Origin of the sequence: Albibacterium sp. (genome assembly GCF_035514885.1) — a bacterium.
Lineage (GTDB): Bacteria > Bacteroidota > Bacteroidia > Sphingobacteriales > Sphingobacteriaceae > Albibacterium.
Genome location: NZ_DATJCH010000012.1, coordinates 689949 through 709935, shown reverse-complemented (window position 1 = coordinate 709935; position 19987 = coordinate 689949). Strand labels below are relative to the sequence as shown.

Sequence of the window (19987 nt, the reverse complement as noted above, 5' to 3'; positions counted from 1 at the left end):
ATGAATCAGAAAGAGGTTAGTTCAATACTAAAAATAGCAGAGAATTTCTCTATAGAAGGAAATCCGGTTGCTTTTAAAGCAGTCGGATCAGGCCACATTAACGATACCTTCCAGATTTTTACCGATAAGCTTCATCAACCTAACTATTTATTGCAAAGGATTAACCATTATGTTTTCAAAGATGTAGAAGCTTTAATGCAGAATATTCAGATTGTAACCGAGCATATAAGAACTAAGTTAATAGCAGAGGGGGCCGATGTTGTTGATAAGCGAGTGCTTACAGTTATTCCGGCTCGCGATAGAAGCTTGTATTATAGAGATGAAAACACGGATTACTGGAGAGCTTATATTTTAATTGAGCCAACAAAAAGCTACGATGTTTTGGAAACAGAGCACCAAGCCAAGGAAGGAGGAAGGGCTTTCGGTAGGTTTCAAGGACAGTTAACCGATCTGGACAGTAATAAATTAAAGTATACTATTCCCAATTTCTGTAACATTGATTATCGGCTTGAAAACTTCCATCAAGCAATTCAGCAAAATAAAGCATTGCGCAAAGATGAGGTGCAAGAAGAAATTGAATATATCGTCCAACGTGAAGCTCAAATGCGTGCCATTTTACAAATGGCAGAACGTGGAGAAATTCCTTTAAGAATTACACACAACGATACAAAATTTAATAATATTCTATTAGATGAAAACGATAAAGCCTTGTGTGTTATTGATTTGGATACTGTTATGCCTGGCTATGTGGCTTATGACTTTGGAGATGCTATTCGAACCATTATAAACCATGCGGCTGAAGATGAACCTGATTTGAGTAAAATTACATTAAATATTCCTTTGTTCACCGCCTATACGGATGGATACTTTGAGAATGCTCATCACTTTCTAAGCACTCATGAAATAAGATCTTTAATTGAAGGGGTATTGCTATTTCCTTATATGCAGGCAGTTCGTTTCTTGACAGATTATTTAGATGGAGATATTTACTATAAAGTTCAACATAAGACTCACAACCTGCAACGTACTCGTGCTCAATTAAGCCTAGCTTTTGAAGTGGAAAACCGCCGAGAGGAGCTGAATGATATTATCCATACCATGGCTGCCAAGCATTTAATGGATATTCGATGAAAAAGGATGAGCTATTAATTCCTTACTATAAGAATATAAAAGCTGATGAAAGGGAGCTTAATATTCTGTTGGAAGATTGCCCGGTTAACCACATTGATCAGGTTTCATGGAAAAAAAACTATCCCTATAAACCGCGTGTAACTTTTAAAATTGCTTACAGTGATCAAGCGATTGCCTTAAAGTTTGAGGTAAATGAAACGCATCTTAGGATTAATACTTTTCAGACAAATGGCCGTGTTTGGGAAGATAGCTGTGTGGAGTTTTTTATATCCTTTCAAGATTCCTATTATTACAACTTGGAATTTAATGCTCTAGGTATTGGTTTGATTGGCTATGGCACTACAGAGCGAAGTTTAAGAAAGCGTTTGCCTGATCATCTGGTTGGACATGTAAAAAGCTTTTCGAGAATCAATAGCTCAAATGATAAGAAAGGTGTTAACTGGAGTTTAACTCTATATATCCCTTTGGAGGTTTTTAACTATGAAACCTTTCAATCATTTAAGGGCTTAGGCTGCTCTGCAAATTTCTATAAATGCGGCGATCTGCTTCCAGAACCGCATTATATTTCCTGGTCACGCATTTCATCACCTGAGCCAAATTTCCATTTACCAGAATTCTTTGGAAATATAAAATTCGATGATAAATAGTTTAAAAGAGCTTTATTTCTTAAATACCAATAGCGGAGTCTGGCTTTTAAAAGATAAGCCTTCCGACATACTGGATAAAAATAAACGTTCGTAAAAAGTCCGATTCTGATTAGTAAAAAGAACAACTAAGGAAGGTTTGATCTTTTCAATCTGCTGTTGAAGATTTTTACTCATAGGATGATGAGAGTCGTTTTTCTCTATCCGAATGGTTAACGGATATCCTGTTTTACTTTCAAGCACATCCCTACGTAGATTTTTCTCCAAGGCAAGAGTCGAAGGAGAGGAGAAATGAAGAAGTTCAATCGATAAACCTCTTGGTTTCGCAAAATCTAATACGCGTTGAAACTCTTCATCTAAATTTTCAAGATCGGTGGCATATAACACATTGAGAAGAGGCTTATTGCGATAATCTTTTGGTATTGCGATAACCGGAATAGGAGATTTCGTAATCAGATTACCTGTATTGGTTCCTAATATCTTATTGGAGAAACTGGCTCCACGGGTGCTAATGATGATTAGTTTAATATCCGGATGATTCTGACAATAGTCAAGTATGGTGATATCAGCTTTAAATCCTTCCAGTATTTTACAAGTATATTCGCCAGGCTCAACTTTAAGTGAATTGTATACTTTTCTTATAAATGCCTCTAGCTTCAATTGAGCTTTCGCAATATCCGCTTTTTTAAGTGCTTCTGCATCTCCTGTATAAGGCCTTTTTGGTTGAAAAATATGTGCGAAAACAAGAGCGGCCTTATTCCTGGCTGCTAAACGAATAGCAAAGCGGAGACCCGGTTTTGAATTATCTGAAAAATCGGTTGGTACTAATATCGCTTCCATATATAATTATATATAAATGTTTTAACTGTGCAAATGCTGCCAAATGATATCATGAATTTCTATCGCAGAAACAGGCTTTTCTCCATATCCGTTTTCTGTAATTAGGACAGGGTGGTATTCGGTCGGTGTATTAATACATCCATGTGAACCTTTAATTTGCTTGGCATCTAATGGTACAATGTCTAATACGTATCGGAATCCTAATTTCTTTTTAAGAAGTTTATATCCTGCTCTTAGTTTTGAGGTCATAAAAACCTCCATTGGATCGTATCCTGGTTTTTTATGGATATCTACACAACGTGCGTAATCTGGTGCAACTGCATCATCAAGCCAGAAATAGTAAGTAAACCAACTATCTTTATCAGCCATTAATACCAGTTCTCCCGAGCGTTCATGATCGATATGATACTTCTTTTGCTCTTCCCGATCCAAAATCAATTCAATGCCCGGTACACCTTTTAATAGTTGTTTAACTTTTTCCGTAACTGATTTGTCGTTAATATAAACATGTGCAACCTGATGATCAGCAACTACAAATGCTTTGGATTCCCCCGGATCTAAAATCTCGAGCCCTCGCTCTATCCTGATTTGCAGTAAACCTTCTTTGCGGAAAAGACGGTTGAGATGGATGGGGTTACTTACAGGTGCAATACCGTATTCAGATAATAAGATGATCTTTGCATTTTTCTTCTCATAGAACTCTACCAAGTCTTTTACTACTGCATCAATCTCGTTTAATTCGCTCGCTATATCACTAAGTCCCGGACCTACACGCTGTTGGCAGTAATCTAAGTGAGGAAGATAGATCAACGTTAGAGTAGGGTCATATTTGTCATCCGTTAATTTAGATGCTTCTGCAATCCATTTCGATGATTTAATATTAGCCCCGGCGCCCCAAAATTGAAATAGCGGAAACTGGCCCAACTTCTCTTGTAATTCATCTCTTAACTCACCCGGACGAGTATAGCAGTCTGGAATTTTCCTGCCATCTGCCAAGTAGTTCGGACGAGGAGTAGCTGTATAATCAGCTGTGGTATACATATTATACCACCAGAACATTTGTGACACGGTAAAACTTGGATCTTCACGTTTTGCTTTATCCCAAATACTTTCTGCTAATACTAATTTATTAGATTGCTTCCAGAATTTAACCTCATTATCAACACGATCATACCAACCGTTTGCAACAATACCATGTTCTGACGGCCACTTTCCTGTTAAATAGGTCGATTGTACTGCGGTGGTTACTGCAGGAAGCATAGGTTCAATAGTTTGTAACTTTCGTCTTTTGATATAAGAGGTCAAAAACGGAGTATGCTCACTAATTAAAGATGATGATAATCCAACAATATTCAGTACAACAGTTTTCTGCATTTCTTTTTAATTTAAATTCTTTATTCCCAACCCAAGTCTGCTATTTAATTCAAAAGGCTTTATTTAAAAGAGGTTGAACCCATAAAAGTTCACGACTGATAGAAGAAGGCATAGGTAGTTTTGATTCAGGTGATAGTACTCCCCAGGTGTAAGTTTCTACCTCAAAGTGCCCACATAGATTTAGTTCTTCCTGCAACTTTAAGACTTCAAGTATATCTGGTTGCGTTGACTGCAATAAGCCAAAATCACTTTCAAAAATAGGTACATGAAAATGAGCGCGCCATTCTATTATGTCCGAATCATTTGAATCTGCCAGGGCAGGAGGTAAATCGCGGTAGCGCAATAAGCTTCCATCACTTTTTTGTGCAATTACCTGATGTAAATAAGTAGATTCGTCAAATTCTGCAAAGGCATCTTTTACAGAAAGTCTGGCTGATGGTTCTTCCGGCATTTCAGCTTTTAAAGCTGCGCTGATTTGAAACTTACCGATTTTTATATCATTTTCTTCTAGTTGCTTTACAACTTCAAAGTGGTTTTCATAACCCAATGCAAAATGACAAACATCATAACAAAGTCGTACATGATCTCTCAGTATAGCTTCTGATTGCTCATTTGATAAAGCCAGTCTCTTAGAAAAGTATTCTTTACCCAAAGGTAAAAGGTATTTATTATACCAGTTTATAAATTCCGGTCCGGTTTCTAAAATACCATCTGGTTCCGGCTCAATATCCAAGTGTAAAACCTTCGTTGTTTCCAACTTTTGTTTATACATATGCTCAACCACTGCAATAACATTCTTGGTAGCTGAGATTATCGCATTTTCCTTTGCTTCATCCGTATCAAACCAATAGCGATAACTAAGAGGCGAGGTTGATATTCCACCGTCCATGCCTTCCGGAAGAAGTTTCAATAAAATATCTGCTAATCTTAACGTATAAGATAGTCGCTCAGGTGTTGTCCAGTCTGGAGTATGTACTTGATCTTTTACAACTGTATTATGAAATTCTCCATATGGAAACCCATTCATTGTAAAAACATATGCATCTTCTTTGCTTAACCAACGTTCAAATTCTGCAAGTTTTTGCGAGTCGATTAAGGCTAAGCTAGCTTCATTGGATAAACGTAACCCAATTGCCATTGCTGCATTTGGAGAGATTTCATTTTTAATTAGAGGAAAATTCTCTTTTAAGCTCGCAAAATGATCTGCCCAATCATTGCCCGCATGAATGTTTGTACAATAAGTCAGATGGCCTTCACTTGTTAACATTGCGCAGAAAGTTTTAGGTCTGATTGATTAAAGTTCTGTAGTTTTTGTGCTGCCTTCATCACTAATTCCAAATCAAGCTCATGTACTTCAAAACCTACTCCAATTTCTTTTAATAGCATAATGGTTAGCTGTCCGCCTAAATGCTCCCTAAATTCCTGCAATCCTAAAAAGATAGGATGATCTATCCCATCCAGGTGCATTAATTCATGTGTAACCGGTAAGCCCATTTTTGAAAGAAGTCTTACAATTTTGTCAGCATCTTGCTGTGGTAATAAACCTGCTAAAGCAGAGTACAAACTATCAAGCGCTATACCCATCGCTACTGCTTCACCATGTAGTACACTAAAATTACTTAGCTGCTCTAATTTATGAGCACTCCAATGACCGAAATCGAGCGGTCTAGAAGAGCCAAATTCAAAAGGATCACCACCGCCGATATGCTCTACGTGTAGCTCTGCACACCTTTTTATCAGATATTCCATACTTGATTTGTCGCGGTTTACTAAATCTTCCGCATGATCTTCCAGCCACTGATAAAAGTTTTTATCTTTAATAAGAGCCACTTTCACTGCTTCTGAAATGCCTGATCTCCAATCCCTGTCTTCTAACGTTGTTAAGAATTCATAATCGTTAAATACAGCAAAGGGAGGAGCGAAGGTTCCTAAAAAGTTCTTCTTGCCCTTGTAGTTGACACCATTTTTAACCCCTACACCCGAATCATTTTGCGATAAAACGGTTGTCGGTATACGGATAACCTTAATTCCCCGATGAGAAATCGCTGCTGCATAACCTGTTAGGTCAAGTACAGACCCTCCGCCAATTCCAACAATGTATGAATGACGGTCAATGCGATTGCGGTTCACTGCATCAACTACCTTTTCCAAATACTGCGTATCGTTCTTAGAGACCTCTCCACCAGCAACAACAATCTTTTCTTTGATTAATTGTACGTATTCATTCCCTTCAAAATAATCATCGATCTGCTTATCCAGGTCAGGGAAATTCTCGATGATTTTATCATCGATTACGAATAATATTTTCTTAGAATAATTTTCCTGATGGTCTTCTTTTAATACCTCATTAAAAATCGGGTTCTTAGAACTGAAAAGCCCCTCTGTAAAGAATACTTTGTATTCGAAACTAACTTTAAAACGCTGTTGTATATAGTTCATGATAAAAAATTCGTTCTTTAGGTCACTGCAAATCTTCGAGACAACCAAAGAGATAGAGGTAATAAAAATATAATAAATATCGCCAAGCTCCAAGCCCCTGTTGAAGCGGCCCAGGCTGAATTCATTAAGATTAATGCCATTACACCTGCTTTAACAGATTTTCCTATTGCAGGTCCGGTTGGTGTATCAATCGCTTTAATTAATGGATTAAAAATCATCCATGCAAATGCAGCTAAAAATGGAACAACAAAAGCTATCATACCCTTATTCCATGCGAAAATCAGGATCATCAGTATCACAAGGCTGTATAATGCAAGTGCACCATATAATGGTCTTTTGCCACTTCCGTGAACTTCACCTCGACTAATCATTGTTATGGCTGATATATAAAGAATCGGAACCAAGGCAACATACCAGATTCCAGCCAATGCTGCCGGCAAAATACTCACACCTAGTAGCAGATTTAAGCCTCTGCACAGTCCCATATTGGGTGGTCCTAATAAAGGATGATGCTTCCCCCATTTATTGTAAACAAGTGCTGAAATGGAAATGAAAATAGCAAACCAAGCAGCTGTTATGTTTACTAATAAAGCCATGATGATTCCAAAAGCCAATAGGGAAGAAGCCAAAGCACTCGCTCCCTTCAAAGACATTTGTCCGCTTGGTATTACTCGCTCCGGTCGCTCAATACGATCCAGTTCATAGTCGAAAACATCATTAAAAACAATGCCGCCGCCATATAAACCAATGGTTGCCAGGCATAATAATATTATATTTCCTATTGTGCCATCAGCCAAGGTTTCCTGTAAAAAGATACCTGAGATTGCTATTCCTGCTAAAACATCTGCAACCGAAGTAACAATATTAGCAGGACGCATTAACAGTAAGTAAACACGCAGTCGTTTCAAGGTGCTGAGTTTAAATTTTCTTATTTAATGATAATAGAAGATTTATCTACCCTTGGCTGTTGTCCTCCCCTCAAAATGGTATTTCCTGCAAACTTCTGACTCTGATCGATTTCTGTTGTTGCCGCAAAATCATTCTCGTCAATTTGTCCACTTTGAGCAAAAGCTGTAATTGCATTGCGGTAAGATACCAATTCAATATCTTTCTGATCAATTCCCATAGCTTTCATAAGTGCTGCAGTTTTAGGTATTGCCAAAGGATCGCTGATACCCCAGTCTGCTGCCGAGTTTATCATGATGCGTTCAGAACCATATTGTCTTACAACTTCTACCATACGTTCATTCCCCATTTTTGTGAAGGGGTAGATGGTAAATGCTGCCCAAAAACCACGATCCAAAACTTCTTTAACGGTTTCTTCGTTGTTATGGTCAATAATAACACTATAAGGATCCAATCCATGTTCTATGGCTATATCCATGCTTCGGGTAGTTCCTTGTTTCTTATCACGGTGAGGAGTGTGGACTTGCACAGGTAAAGAAGCTGTTTTTGCTAATTCCAATTGCGCACGATAGTATTTGTCTTCTGCAGGTGTTTGATCATCAAAACCAATTTCACCAATACCCACAACACCCTCTTTATAGATAAAAGAAGGAAGAAGTTCCATCACACGTTCTGCCAATTCTATGTTGTTGGCTTCACGAGAGTTCAGTCCAATGGTACAATAATGCTTGATACCGAATTGGGACGAACGAAAACGCTCCCAACCAATCAAACTATTATAATAATCTCTGTAGCTTGATATTCCTGTACGCGGCTGGCCTGTCCAGAAGGCAGGTTCAATAACAGCAACAATTCCCGCATCAACCATTGCCTGGTAGTCATCCGTAGTACGTGACGACATATGGATATGTGGATCAAAAAAACGCATCCCTTTAATATCTTCTAAACTCAATGGTATATTCTCACCATAAGTCTTCTTATCTCTATCTATTGAATGATTAGAACACATAATCTTTCCTTTTTAGTTGTTAATATGTTTTTTTTCAAATAAATCCACAATCTCCCAAAGTTTTGGATTTATTGTCCGGCCTGCGGCATTCCGCTCATCAGCATAATCGCGTAATGCTATTACCAAGGCTTTGTTTACTCTCTTTTCTAAACCAATGATTCTTGATACATCTTTATCCGTAAAGATAGCTTTCAGAATAAGTTGATTCCAGGCATCTTCATTCAGGTATTCTGCTGGATATGGATTATCCATAATAATAGCATCCAGCACATAGCCTATGTTGCTGCGAATACCAACTGCACATTGTTTTTCCCAATGTCCTGAGTAGGCCAAAACAGGCAAAGCCGCATAAAGGGTTGCCAGCTCATTCATATCGGCATCCCGAAACAGTTCATCAATCTTACGGATGTAAGAAGCCTGGTCGCTTGCATCAATCTGCATAATAAGCCAAACACGACAAAGCTTCTTAAGACTCCAATTGGAAATTGAAAAATGAGGTATTACTTCATTGATTGCAGCAGCGTCTTTATCACTTACTTCCACTCCCACCTTTGGTACTTTACGGGAAACAATAGAAAACGCAATGATGAACTTGCTAAAAGGTTCATCTCCATTTGCTAAATCGGCCTTTTCCTGAAGCCAGGCAAGCGTTTCAGAATCTACACTGGATTGAATGATGGAAAAAAATAGGTTATTTAAAATATTAAAATTATAGTTAAACATGATTGTTGAGATTATAAGAAATTACACGGCAGCAAAGTAGTTGATAGCTATAGCGCCTGTAGCAATTAAAAGCCCGAAGAACTCCCGAGTTTGCTCAATATACGGCTTTGTAGCTTGCATACTTTGTACAAGACTCTGACTTTTATATTTAGTAATCCAATCCCAAACTCCGTCTTTAGCTACAAATAGAATAATTGCATATACAATATAAAAAGCCATCACGATCAGATAGACCGTCGGGTATACCATTCCGAATGGAACTAGGCCACACAATATCGCCGCTATTAGATAAATCGGCACCCAAAGCCATGAGTCTTTATCGTTTAGATTTAAGTAGCCAAACACCAGGAAACTTAGAAAAAATATAATGTTCAGAATAGTTAGTATCATAAAACAAATATACAAAATTATAGTTTTAATCGAATAGCAAACCTACATAATAATTGTATGTATCCACACGGAAATTGCTTGAATTAACGCCATTTAGTTCTATTTCTTTAAATTCTGTTGACAGTTTAATAAATTTATATTCTTTATCCACCAAACCAATCTTTATCGGCATATCAAAACCCGCTACATCTGAAATCCATCGTCCGTAAAGTTTCCCGTTCTCCCAGATAAACTCCGCTATGGGGATATTCTTATGTTGAATATATTGAGAAAATATTTTGCTGAAATCCAAGCCTGATTGTTTAGATATATAACTCTCGATATCCTGATAATCCACCGTTTTATGATAAAATTCTTTATTCAACCCTCTTAATATCTCACGCCATTTTTCATCATCATTTATGATGGTTCTAATCATATTCAAAAACACGCCTCCTTTCAAATACATATCGCCTGATCCTTCTTTATTTACCCCATAAGGGCCTTGCAATGGTCTGTCATTTAAGATACCCTTTCTATCTCCATGAATGTATTCCTGTCCGGCTTCTTTACCATATAGATATTCTATATAAAGGGATTCTGAATAGTTAGTAAAGGCTTCATGTATCCACATATCTCCCAAGTCTTTTGCCGTTATGTTATTTCCGAACCATTCGTGACCGCTCTCATGAATTATAATAAAATCCCATTTTAAGCCCCATCCGGTTCCCGAAGCATCTCTTCCCAAATAACCATTTTCATATTTATTTCCATAGGTAACAGCACTTTGATGTTCCATTCCTACATAAGGGGCACCTATAAGTTTATAACCATCTTCGTAAAATGGATAGGGACCAAACCAATATTCAAATGCCTTGAGCATAGATTTTACATTAGGAGGGAAGTGTTTCTTGGCCTTCTCCTTGTTTTGTTTTAATACCCAATAGCTGATATCCAACAAACCCTTTTCGCCTTGCAGGCTATCCCGAATAAGTACATAGTCGCCGATATTCATAGATATGCTGTAATTATTTATCGGCTGACTAACAAACCAGTCGTATTGTGTGTATCCATTTTTCAGATCGACACTATTTCGAAGACGACCATTGGATATATCCATTAAACCGGTTGGAACTTGAACACTAATAAGAACGCTATCGGGTTCATCTGATTGATGATCCTTATTAGGCCACCAACTGCTGGCACCTAAACCCTGGTTTGCGGTTGCTACCCAGGGTTTGCCCAAAGAATCTTTTGAAAAGACAAAGCCTCCATCCCATGGTGCACGTTTTGCTATCATCGGGTTCCCTGAATAGAAAACACGAAAAGAATCAATTGCTCCTTTTTGTATTCCTGTCGGGAAATCAACAAAAACAGCATTGAATTCACGATCAAATCTCAACTCTTTTCCATTATAAACCACCTTCTCGACTTCCAAGTTGCTAAAAAGATCAAATTGCAGTCGGTCAAAATCTTCTGTTGCTTTAAATAGAAACAGATTGGAGCCGCTGATAAACCGATTCGTAATATCAACTTTTACATCCAGGTGGTAGTAAAGGATATCATAAGCTGTTCGAAAACTATTAAGAGAACCCCTTAAGGAATCAGCCCTTGTAAAAGTATTCGTGTTTCTTAGTAATTGGGCATTTGCATTCAAGGAAAATAGTGAAGCCGTAAGAACTCCTATAAACAGCAATAAACTACGATAAGCTAATTTCATCCTTCAAAAATCGCAATTTAATTCAGTTAATAAAATTGTGAACCGGCTTATTTACTAAGATCGTTAGAAGCTGATTGGCAGTTGGTTAAATAAATGATCTAATCTCAATATTTGTTTTGAACTAAAATAAAATATTATGTCAAAAAAACTTACTACTGCTTTTATTTTTATGCTGCTGGTTTCCGCTTGTTCGAAAGACGCTATTGTTCCGGAAGATCAAAACAACGGAGAGAAACAATTACTATCATTTACCGTCGATGGATTTTCACAAGACCTCTTGCCATTTGTCGACCGGATCCAAGCAGCTCATTTGAATGCCTCTCTTTCTTCTCAGGTTTCCTCTTCATCTATTAATTTAAGTGATTACATTAACACCTTAGAATTCAAAGTATATTATAGGGGTACAGTCGTTGATAGTGTTCGTCAATTTAGCGATGATTCCGATTTCGGCAAATATGAGAATTATTTTGCTCCTAGTGCCTCTGTTCCTTATAATGTTTTTATTACAGGAGCCATGCTTGAACTTGATGGTGATATTGAGGTGAAAAGAAAAGATGGTGCTTCCCAACAGGAGACCAGTTTAAGAATCTTACCTGGACCTGTAGATGCTTTCTCTTTTGCTAATTCCTATATCATAGGAGCTGAACCTCAAACTGAAAGTATTCAGCTAAAACGATTCGTTGGCCGCTTAGAAATCGACCTTAAGGAAGAAATACCTCATAATGCATCTCGCATTGAAATCACGGTCGAGAATACAGCACAGTATTTTATGCCACTTCTTAAAAAAGGTTATCATCTTGACCCCAACGATGATTCAATTCAACACAATACCCTTAAAACAATTATTATTCAAGCGGAAGATGTTGGTCGTACCGACTATTCTGCTACCGTTTATTATATTCTAAAAAGTGAATTAGGAAGCGAAGCAGAAATAAGTAATGTTACTTTAAAAGCATTTGACAAGCTAGGTAAAGAAATCGCCACACGTTATATTCCAGATGTTACCCTTCAGGCAAATAAGCGTACCAGGTTAACCGGTAGAATATTTACCCCCTATTCTAATATGGATTTTGATATTAAAATAACCGATGATTGGGATTCGGAGGTTCCGGAGTTCGTCTTTTAATATTTTTATACCATTAATAAAAACGATACTTTTGTTGCTAATTATTTTTGTAATTTAATACCGGATTAGCAATAAAGATGTTCTCGATATTCAATAAAAAAGAGAGTTTGCGTTTAGGAGAAATCCTTCAAGTTGATATGCACTCGCATATTCTTCCGGGAATTGATGACGGTGCTCCCGACGTAGAAACTTCTATGCGATTAATTGACGGAATGATAGCAATGGGTTATAAAAAACTCATTGCTACTCCTCATATTATAAGCGATATCCATCCCAATACACCAGAAACAATTAATGTTTCCAAGCAGCTATTACAAGCAGAGCTTGATAGAAATGGTTATACCATTCCAATATCCTATGCGGCCGAATATATGATGGATGAGAATTTCTTGCCTTTAATCAAAACAGGAAATTTGTTAACCCTCAAAAATAACATCCTTCTGGTTGAAACAATGTTTCTGGAACTACCACCTAATATTGAAGACATATTATTCCAGTTGCAGACACATGGGTATCAACCAGTATTAGCTCATCCTGAACGTTATCACTATGTTGATAGAAATTTAGTAAAGTTAAATGCCTTCCTTGATCGCAAGTGCTTTTTACAATGTAACGCACTATCATTTACCGGATATTATGGCAAAAGAGAACAGGACATTGCCTTTCGTTTATTAGATGCAGGGCTAATTGATTATATCGGCAGCGATGTTCATCATGATCGCCATTTAGAGCATTTAAAGAAGTTTACGGTTTCTTCAAAAGTAGCCAAACAGTTAGAAAGTTTGAATCATAACAACCTTGAATTACATTAAACCCATACTTCTTTCCATTTTAATTTTTCTTTCATTTTCAGGCAAGGCGCAAGAACCTGTGCAGCTTGTGGATCATCTTGATCAACATATCTTCTCCTATAATGAAATCGAAATCTTGATGGACCCAAATGAAGAATATTCATTTGATGATATTAGGAATGATGCCTTTCAGTCCAAATTTCAACCCAGCGTCTCCAGTACTCCTCAAACCTTAGAACTTAATACAACTTACTGGTTTAAGATTCGTATAAAAAGGGCAAGTGAACTGGAGAACAACTTTATCCTGGAGTTTTTTGATCAAACAATTGACGATATAACAGCCTACATTCCTTTAGCAGACGGAAATTACAGAAAAATTGAAATAGGGGACCACAAAGAATTTTCTAAACGTTTCTTTAAGCACAAAAACTTTGAAATACCGCTTGAATTTAATCACGATGCAAGCGATGGTATCTATTATTTTAAGATCAAATCATCACAAATCGCCGACATCATTATTGTTTTACGATCGGTCAAGTACTTTGTCTCCTATGCTTTAAGCGAATATCTTTCTTTCGGAATTTTTTATGGAATGATTTTCGTTTTTAGCTTATACAACCTCATACTCTTTATAGCAGTTCGGCAAAAGCAATACCTCTTTTATGTATTGTATTTACTGAGCGTTAGTCTCTACGAAATGAGCTCTGATGGCATTGCTTATCAATACCTTTGGCCTAATTCACCACAATGGAACCAGCTCGCTTTTGCATTTACATTAATCTCGGCCAGCACCTTTGTACTTTTATTCACACGGGCTTTATTTAACCTAAAAGACCGGGCACCTTGGATCGATAAACTTATCCTTTATACCATCGCTATCCGGGTAGCTTTTTTTCTTTACAGCCTGCTTTTTGATCGCAGCCTTTTCAATTATAAATTCATTGAGTTTATTCCTTTAAGTGTCGCTTTCTTTGCCGGACTTTATATTTACTTTAGCGGCTACCGCGCAGCGCGATTCTTTGTCGTTGGTTATGGCTTTGTTTTTATCGGCTTCATTTTTAAGCTGTTTATTATGCTCGGAATAGCCAGCCTTAACTTCGGAATTGTCAGCTATTATAGCTTAACCTTCTGTTTCATATTTGAAATGATTTTCTTTTCACTGGCTATTGGAGATAATCTGCGCATATTGAAGAGGGAACAAGCGAAGATGCAAAAGCAAGTTCTTAAACAAATGACCGAGAATGTAGCCTTAAAAGATATTCTGAACAGAGAACTTAAAAGTGAGGTTAGGCAGCGTAATCAAGAGCTTGAAGAAGCAAATATTCTTTTACAACAACAATCTGAAGAGATTTCCCGCATGAATGAACTCCTTCAGATTGATAATCAGGAGCTAAAACACGATAAGCAGGAATTAATCACCAATGTGAAAAAGATTTCCCGCGATCGTGCACTCTCTGCAGACGTTGATTTTGAGGAATTCAGTGCAGCCTATCCCGATTCGGATACTTGCTATGAATTCTTAGCTGAACTTAAATGGAAAGACGGTTATCATTGCCGTAAATGTGCTAATGAGCATTATTTCAATGGAAGTACACCCTATAGCAGGAGGTGTACTAAATGTGGTTACGATGAATCGGTAACCTCTTATACCATTTTTCACAATATGCGTATCCCTATCAATAAATCATTCTATATGATCTTCCTGGTATATACTACCAAAGGCAAAATCTCTTCGCATAAATTATCAGAGATTGTTGCAATACGCCAAAGCACTTGCTGGTCCTTTTCTAAGCGTGTTAAGAAAGTAATGGAGGAAAGGAAGGTTTTGAAATCAACGGATAAGCATGGTTGGAGCCAGTTGGTTCTTGAAAAGGATATTCTCTAGTTGTTGTTTTCTGATATTGTTTTCAGAGGTGTTTTGCTGGAATTAGTATATGAGAGTTATTGCTTTATCAACACAAAACGAAGTTCTGAAAACAATAATCAGAAAACCCAAGCGACCAAAACAAAGGATATCCTTTTCATTCACCGTAGTAATAATATCAAATTAGTATATGAGAGTTGTTGCTTTATCAAAACAAAACGAAGTTCTGAAAACAATAATCAGAAAACTCGAGCGTCCAAAACGAAGAATATCCTTTTCAGAAACTCTTTTTTTACTAGTAATTACCTTCACCTTAATACAAACTTTCAAAGTCCTTTTGCCCCCATAAGTTTTAATTAATTTCAGAAACTCGTTTTTGGCTACAAAACCCTTCTGAAATTAATTAAAACAAAAAGATATTGAACCGTATTAAAACCAAATCCTTTTTTTCTCCTAACTCCCTTTAACCCATTCATAATCAACCAATAATCTTCGAATCATTTATGTTCCTATACCGTATCAATTTTATTGTAACAAACTAATATACAGTCGTTTACATAAAATTTATATCTCAAAATCCTTGTTAAGGAATTAAAATTGAAATAACTTTGACTTAACAATTAAAAACAAATATGTTCTATGCATGCTTTGCATAGGCATATCAATTATTAAACAAGAAGTATTAATTATTTAAACACATGAAAAGAATCTTAACTTTATTGATGATCCTTTCCTGTTACGGATTTTCCAGTACCTATGCTCAAAACATCAGCATTACCGGAACCGTAACAGACGGAACAGGACTCAGCCTGCCCGGAGTTTCCGTACAGGTAAAAAACTCCACTCAAGGAACCGCTGCCGATGTCAATGGTAACTTCAGCATTAGTGCTCCTTCAAACGCTACATTAGTATTCTCTTTCATCGGATTCCAAACCTTGGAAGAACCTGTAAATAACAGGCAAACTATTAACGTAACCCTTACCGAAGATAACACTACCTTAAACGATGTAATCGTTATCGGTTATGGATCGCAGGCCAAAAAAGATATTACTACAGCTGTAACATCTATTTCTGCAGATGAAATTCAAAATCAACCGGTAACCAATCCATTACAAGCCATTCAAGGTAAGGCTGCAGGTGTTCAAATTACTTCTCAATCAGGTAAACCGGGTTCAGGAGTAGCAGTGAGCATCCGTGGTAATACATCCATAACTGCATCCAACAGTCCTTTATATGTTATTGACGGAATTACTTCTCGCGATGCAAGCTTCCTTAATCCAAACGACATCGAAACGATCACCGTTTTAAAAGACGCTTCAGCAGCTGCAATCTATGGATCAAGCGGTGCCAACGGTGTCATCCTGATCACTACCAAAAAAGGTAAATCAGTTGGTACACCGCAAGTAGCATTCAACGCTTTCACCGGTATCTCTAACCTTTGGAAAAAACAAGATGTTTTAAACCGCGATCAGTACCTTGATTTAATGACCGAACTTGGTTATACCGATCTAGGTTCTAAAAATGTTGATTGGCAAGATGAAACATTCGGTACCGGAGTTCAGCAAAACTACCAGGCATCCGTTTCCGGAGCTACCAATACAGGTGGTAACTACTATATTTCAGGTGGTTATTTACAAGATAAAGGAATTGTTGCACCTTCCATTTTAAACCGCTATACAGCAAGCTTTAACGGTTCTCAAAGTGCAACAGACTGGTTACGTTTTACAGCCAATGTAGCTATTACTCGTAGCAACTCAGTAGATGTAAGCGATAACGCAGGTGTAGCACGTGGCGGTACCATCCTTTCTGCTTTAACTACTCCTCCAACTATCGGAATCTTTGAAGAAGATGGTATTACCTATACACAAAATCCTTACAAAGGTGGTTGGGAAAACCCAATTGCCAACGCATTTGCAGCTAAAAATTCTAACAAAAACACACGCTTCCTAGGAGCATTTTCTGCAGAAATCGATTTTACAAAAGACCTTTCTTTTAAATCAAGCATAAGTATCAACCAATCTAAAAATGATTACGATTACTGGTTAAATCCATTCTCAACCGATTATGGAAGACAACAAGAAGGTATTGCCCGTACCAACCATACAGACGATAAAGTATGGTTAAACGAAAATCTATTAAATTACAATAAAACTTTTGGAGACCATGCCTTTACTGCTACAGCAGGTATGTCTTTACAAGAGTCTGATTGGAAATACAGAAACACAGAAGTAACCCGCTTTTTAGGCGAAAATGGTGAATTATTAACTGAAGGAACTTCCGTTGTACCAACCTTGCCTCAACGCGCACAATGGTCTAAACGTTCTTACTTAGCAAGAGTAACTTATAACTACCTTGGTAAATACCTGTTAAGCTCTAACTTCAGAGCCGATGGTTCATCACGTTTTGCACCTGACCAACGTTACGGTTATTTCCCGTCAGTATCAGCCGGATGGCGTATATCAAGTGAAGATTTTATGTCGAATTTAGACAATCTTGACGATTTGAAATTACGTGCCAGCTGGGGACAAGTTGGTAACGATGAAGGAATTGGCGATTATGCATATTTAGCATTATACAACCTAACTACACAAGGAAGTTATTCTTTCGCACAGTTAGCCAACCCTGATCTTACCTGGGAAAAAACAACACAAAGCAACTTAGGTTTAGACCTAACCATGTTTGATGGCCGTATATCCTTCACTGCAGATGCTTACCTTAAGAAAACTGATAACCTGTTGGTAAATGTACAATTGCCACCATCTTCAGGTTTCCCATCACAAGCATTGAATGTTGGATCTATGGAGAACAAAGGATTTGAATTCTTGTTAAGCACACGTAACATTCAACGTGATAACTTCTCATGGAGTTCTGACATCAACTTAAGCGTCAATAAAAACGAGGTAACCAGTTTAGGAACAAGCACTAAATCATTAGATTTCGGTGGAATTTACGAACGTACCTCTGCAATCAAAATTGAAGCAGGCCGTCCTTTAGGATCTTTCTACGGTTATGTTTTCGAAGGTGTTGATCCTGAAACAGGTAATGCTGTTTACAAAGATATCGATGGTGTACCCGGCATTACTGCCGATGACCGTACATACATTGGTTCTGCACAACCTAAGTTTACTTACGGATTCAACAATACCCTTAATTATAAGAACTGGGGCCTAACGTTATTCTTCCAGGGAGTTCAAGGAAACGATATGTTCAATGCTTCCCGTATTGATTTAGAAAGCATGAACGATTCTAAGAACCAATCAACAGCTGTTTTAGATCGTTGGAAAAAAGCAGGAGATATAAGTAATATTCCGGGAGCTAACCTTAACAATACAGACAACACGCTAACCAGCAGTCGTTTTGTAGAAAACGGTTCTTACCTGCGTTTAAAAACTGCAACGCTGTCTTACAATTTCGGAGATTCATTCTTAGCTAAAACTAAGCTTAGCAAATTGATGGTATACGCTACCGGATATAATTTATTAACAGTTACTGACTATACAGGTTTTGATCCGGAAGTTAACCAGTACGGTGCAAACGGTCCTTCTATGGGTGTAGATTATGGTACATACCCACAGTCACGTACCTTCATGATTGGTATTAATGTTGGATTTTAAATCTTAAGAAAATGAAAATTAAATTAAATAACTATATAGGGATGGCAGCCGTGCTTTTATTAAGCCTGCAAGCCTGTAAGAAAGATTTCCTCGACAAACAACCCATTACACAAGTAACTCCCGATATTGCTTTCTCTGATGCAGAAGCTGCTGAAAAATTAATCCAGGGAGTATACGACGGTATGTATACAGATTATTTTATCTGGGATTATATGACCAATGGTGATGTTACATCTGACAACGCCTATGCTGGTGGTGATAACTCTGCAAATATCCAAATAGATGAGTTCAAAGCCAATGCTACTAATGGAAACCTTGGTCGTGACTGGTCAGGTTTATATACCACCATTAAGAATGCCAACCTGGTTCTTGATAATGTACCTGGTATTGAAGATCCGGCATTGGATGAAGGCAATCGCCGTAACCAAATTCTGGCAGAAGCCAGAGCCATCAGAGCTTATAGCTACTTTCATTTAGTTCGTTTATGGGGCCCGGTTCCACTTGTAACAAAGGTACCGGCTAACATCAATGAAATGCAGCCTGCAAGAGCAACGGTTGATGAAGTGTATGCACAAATTATTGAAGATCTTGAATTTGCAACTGCCAATGCAAGAACTTCTGCACCTAACAAAGGTATCATTACACAAGGTGTTGCCCATGCAATTTTAGCACAGGTATATGCTGCTTTACCAACTCCTAACTGGGCTAAAGTTCTAGAAGAAGCCAATGCTACTTTAGGTAGCGGATATACTTTGTTCGGAAGCTACGATGGTTTGTTTGAAAAAGCCAATGAAAACAATTCAGAGTCTATCTGGGAAATGCAATATGACGGATGGGGTGGAGCTCATGGAAACTGGATGCCAAGTGTAATTGTTGGTAGCGGATGGAAAAGATTCAACACACCTTCAAATGACCTTGTAAAAGCTTTTGATGCAGAAGGCGATGAAATTCGTAAAAACTCTTCCATCAAATTTTTAGACTCTAGCGATGAAGCCTGGTCTGATGCATTCTGGACAAAAGATAATTATCCATATATTAACAAATACCGTTCAGACGATCAGGCAAATGCTTACTTTATCCGTTTGGCTGAAATCATTCTACTAAAAGCCGAAGCTCTTAACGAGTTAAACAGTGGTGGATGGGCACAAGCAAAACCATTGGTTGATCAAATCCGTAACCGCGTAGATTTAGAAGGAACTTCTGCTAACAGTCAGACAAGTATGCGTGCTGCTATTTTAAAAGAGCGCAGACTTGAGTTAGCTTTCGAAGGATACCGTTGGTTCGATTTGCTTCGTACAAACAAAGCAGTAGAAATTATGAATGCGGTAACAGATGGTGCAGGTAAAAAACTATATACAATTAGCGAAGCTGACTTGTTATGGCCTATACCTCAAGCAGAAGAAGACAGAAACCCTAATTTATAATCTTTAACCTTGG

At 37.6% G+C, this 19987-nt stretch carries 16 protein-coding genes; 7 read left to right on the top strand and 9 right to left on the bottom strand.

The features are described 5' to 3' along the window. Positions 1 to 1131 (top strand): aminoglycoside phosphotransferase family protein, encoded by a 1131-nt coding sequence (locus VL047_RS07110; protein WP_325359406.1) that lies wholly within the window; start codon positions 1 to 3, stop codon positions 1129 to 1131. Then, entirely contained in the window at positions 1128 to 1778 is a 651-nt protein-coding gene (locus VL047_RS07105) for a carbohydrate-binding family 9-like protein (protein WP_325359405.1), read from the top strand. Before VL047_RS07110 ends, VL047_RS07105 begins: the two co-directional genes overlap by 4 nt. Before the next feature lie 12 nt (positions 1779 to 1790). Here VL047_RS07105 and VL047_RS07100 read toward each other — a convergent pair whose 3' ends face one another. From VL047_RS07100 to VL047_RS07060, 9 genes are read right to left on the bottom strand one after another with little or no spacing between them, the layout of a single operon-like run. Then, a complete protein-coding gene (locus VL047_RS07100; RefSeq protein ID WP_325359404.1) occupies positions 1791 to 2615 on the bottom strand; it encodes a universal stress protein in 825 nt (274 codons plus the stop codon). 21 nt (positions 2616 to 2636) lie between these two features. Then, on the bottom strand, positions 2637 to 3989 hold the full coding sequence (locus tag VL047_RS07095) for an alkaline phosphatase family protein (protein WP_325359403.1): 1353 nt from the start codon (positions 3987 to 3989) through the stop codon (positions 2637 to 2639). Between the two features lie 49 nt (positions 3990 to 4038). Further along, the gene (gene eboE / locus VL047_RS07090) at positions 4039 to 5256 is read right to left on the bottom strand and encodes a metabolite traffic protein EboE (protein WP_325359402.1); all 1218 of its coding nucleotides are present in this window, start codon (positions 5254 to 5256) and stop codon (positions 4039 to 4041) included. Next, positions 5250 to 6428, bottom strand: coding sequence for a 3-dehydroquinate synthase (locus tag VL047_RS07085; protein ID WP_325359401.1), 1179 nt, complete (start codon positions 6426 to 6428; stop codon positions 5250 to 5252). Before VL047_RS07085 ends, eboE begins: the two co-directional genes overlap by 7 nt. Positions 6429 to 6445: 17 nt before the next feature. After that, positions 6446 to 7336 (bottom strand): UbiA-like protein EboC, encoded by an 891-nt coding sequence (gene eboC / locus VL047_RS07080; RefSeq protein ID WP_325359400.1) that lies wholly within the window; start codon positions 7334 to 7336, stop codon positions 6446 to 6448. 20 nt (positions 7337 to 7356) lie between these two features. Next, a complete protein-coding gene (locus VL047_RS07075) occupies positions 7357 to 8343 on the bottom strand; it encodes a TatD family hydrolase (protein ID WP_325359399.1) in 987 nt (328 codons plus the stop codon). 12 nt (positions 8344 to 8355) lie between these two features. Continuing rightward, complete coding sequence (locus tag VL047_RS07070; protein WP_325359398.1) at positions 8356 to 9066, bottom strand: EboA domain-containing protein; 711 nt, start codon at positions 9064 to 9066, stop codon at positions 8356 to 8358. 21 nt (positions 9067 to 9087) lie between these two features. Continuing rightward, positions 9088 to 9456 carry a transmembrane 220 family protein gene (locus VL047_RS07065; RefSeq protein ID WP_325359397.1) on the bottom strand — a complete coding sequence of 123 codons (369 nt, stop codon included), beginning with the start codon at positions 9454 to 9456 and terminating at the stop codon, positions 9088 to 9090. 25 nt (positions 9457 to 9481) lie between these two features. After that, entirely contained in the window at positions 9482 to 11155 is a 1674-nt protein-coding gene (locus VL047_RS07060) for a M1 family metallopeptidase (RefSeq protein WP_325359396.1), read from the bottom strand. A 136-nt stretch (positions 11156 to 11291) separates the two neighbouring features. Between VL047_RS07060 and VL047_RS07055 the strand changes: the two genes are divergently transcribed. The 5 genes from VL047_RS07055 to VL047_RS07035 all read left to right on the top strand — a co-directional run bounded on the left by VL047_RS07055 (position 11292) and on the right by VL047_RS07035 (position 19974). Further along, a complete protein-coding gene (locus VL047_RS07055; RefSeq protein WP_325359395.1) occupies positions 11292 to 12281 on the top strand; it encodes a hypothetical protein in 990 nt (329 codons plus the stop codon). 77 nt (positions 12282 to 12358) lie between these two features. Continuing rightward, a complete protein-coding gene (locus VL047_RS07050; RefSeq protein WP_325359394.1) occupies positions 12359 to 13093 on the top strand; it encodes a tyrosine-protein phosphatase in 735 nt (244 codons plus the stop codon). Further along, positions 13080 to 14957: a 7TM diverse intracellular signaling domain-containing protein gene (locus VL047_RS07045; protein ID WP_325359393.1), complete on the top strand. Its 1878-nt coding sequence runs from the start codon at positions 13080 to 13082 to the stop codon at positions 14955 to 14957. Before VL047_RS07050 ends, VL047_RS07045 begins: the two co-directional genes overlap by 14 nt. Positions 14958 to 15634: 677 nt before the next feature. Further along, positions 15635 to 18550 carry a TonB-dependent receptor gene (locus VL047_RS07040; protein ID WP_325359392.1) on the top strand — a complete coding sequence of 972 codons (2916 nt, stop codon included), beginning with the start codon at positions 15635 to 15637 and terminating at the stop codon, positions 18548 to 18550. A gap of 11 nt (positions 18551 to 18561) precedes the next feature. Then, a complete protein-coding gene (locus tag VL047_RS07035; RefSeq protein WP_325359391.1) occupies positions 18562 to 19974 on the top strand; it encodes a RagB/SusD family nutrient uptake outer membrane protein in 1413 nt (470 codons plus the stop codon). The last annotated feature ends 13 nt before the right edge of the window (positions 19975 to 19987 follow it).

Coding starts and splice junctions, on each gene's coding strand:
- VL047_RS07095 (WP_325359403.1), bottom strand. CDS start 3,989: ATGCAGAAAACTGTTGTACTGAATATTGTTGGATTATCATCATCTTTA.
- VL047_RS07055 (WP_325359395.1), top strand. CDS start 11,292: ATGTCAAAAAAACTTACTACTGCTTTTATTTTTATGCTGCTGGTTTCC.
- eboE (WP_325359402.1), bottom strand. CDS start 5,256: ATGTTAACAAGTGAAGGCCATCTGACTTATTGTACAAACATTCATGCG.
- VL047_RS07105 (WP_325359405.1), top strand. CDS start 1,128: ATGAAAAAGGATGAGCTATTAATTCCTTACTATAAGAATATAAAAGCT.
- VL047_RS07100 (WP_325359404.1), bottom strand. CDS start 2,615: ATGGAAGCGATATTAGTACCAACCGATTTTTCAGATAATTCAAAACCG.
- VL047_RS07065 (WP_325359397.1), bottom strand. CDS start 9,456: ATGATACTAACTATTCTGAACATTATATTTTTTCTAAGTTTCCTGGTG.
- VL047_RS07085 (WP_325359401.1), bottom strand. CDS start 6,428: ATGAACTATATACAACAGCGTTTTAAAGTTAGTTTCGAATACAAAGTA.
- VL047_RS07060 (WP_325359396.1), bottom strand. CDS start 11,155: ATGAAATTAGCTTATCGTAGTTTATTGCTGTTTATAGGAGTTCTTACG.
- VL047_RS07050 (WP_325359394.1), top strand. CDS start 12,359: ATGTTCTCGATATTCAATAAAAAAGAGAGTTTGCGTTTAGGAGAAATC.
- VL047_RS07035 (WP_325359391.1), top strand. CDS start 18,562: ATGAAAATTAAATTAAATAACTATATAGGGATGGCAGCCGTGCTTTTA.
- VL047_RS07070 (WP_325359398.1), bottom strand. CDS start 9,066: ATGTTTAACTATAATTTTAATATTTTAAATAACCTATTTTTTTCCATC.
- VL047_RS07075 (WP_325359399.1), bottom strand. CDS start 8,343: ATGTGTTCTAATCATTCAATAGATAGAGATAAGAAGACTTATGGTGAG.
- VL047_RS07110 (WP_325359406.1), top strand. CDS start 1: ATGAATCAGAAAGAGGTTAGTTCAATACTAAAAATAGCAGAGAATTTC.
- VL047_RS07040 (WP_325359392.1), top strand. CDS start 15,635: ATGAAAAGAATCTTAACTTTATTGATGATCCTTTCCTGTTACGGATTT.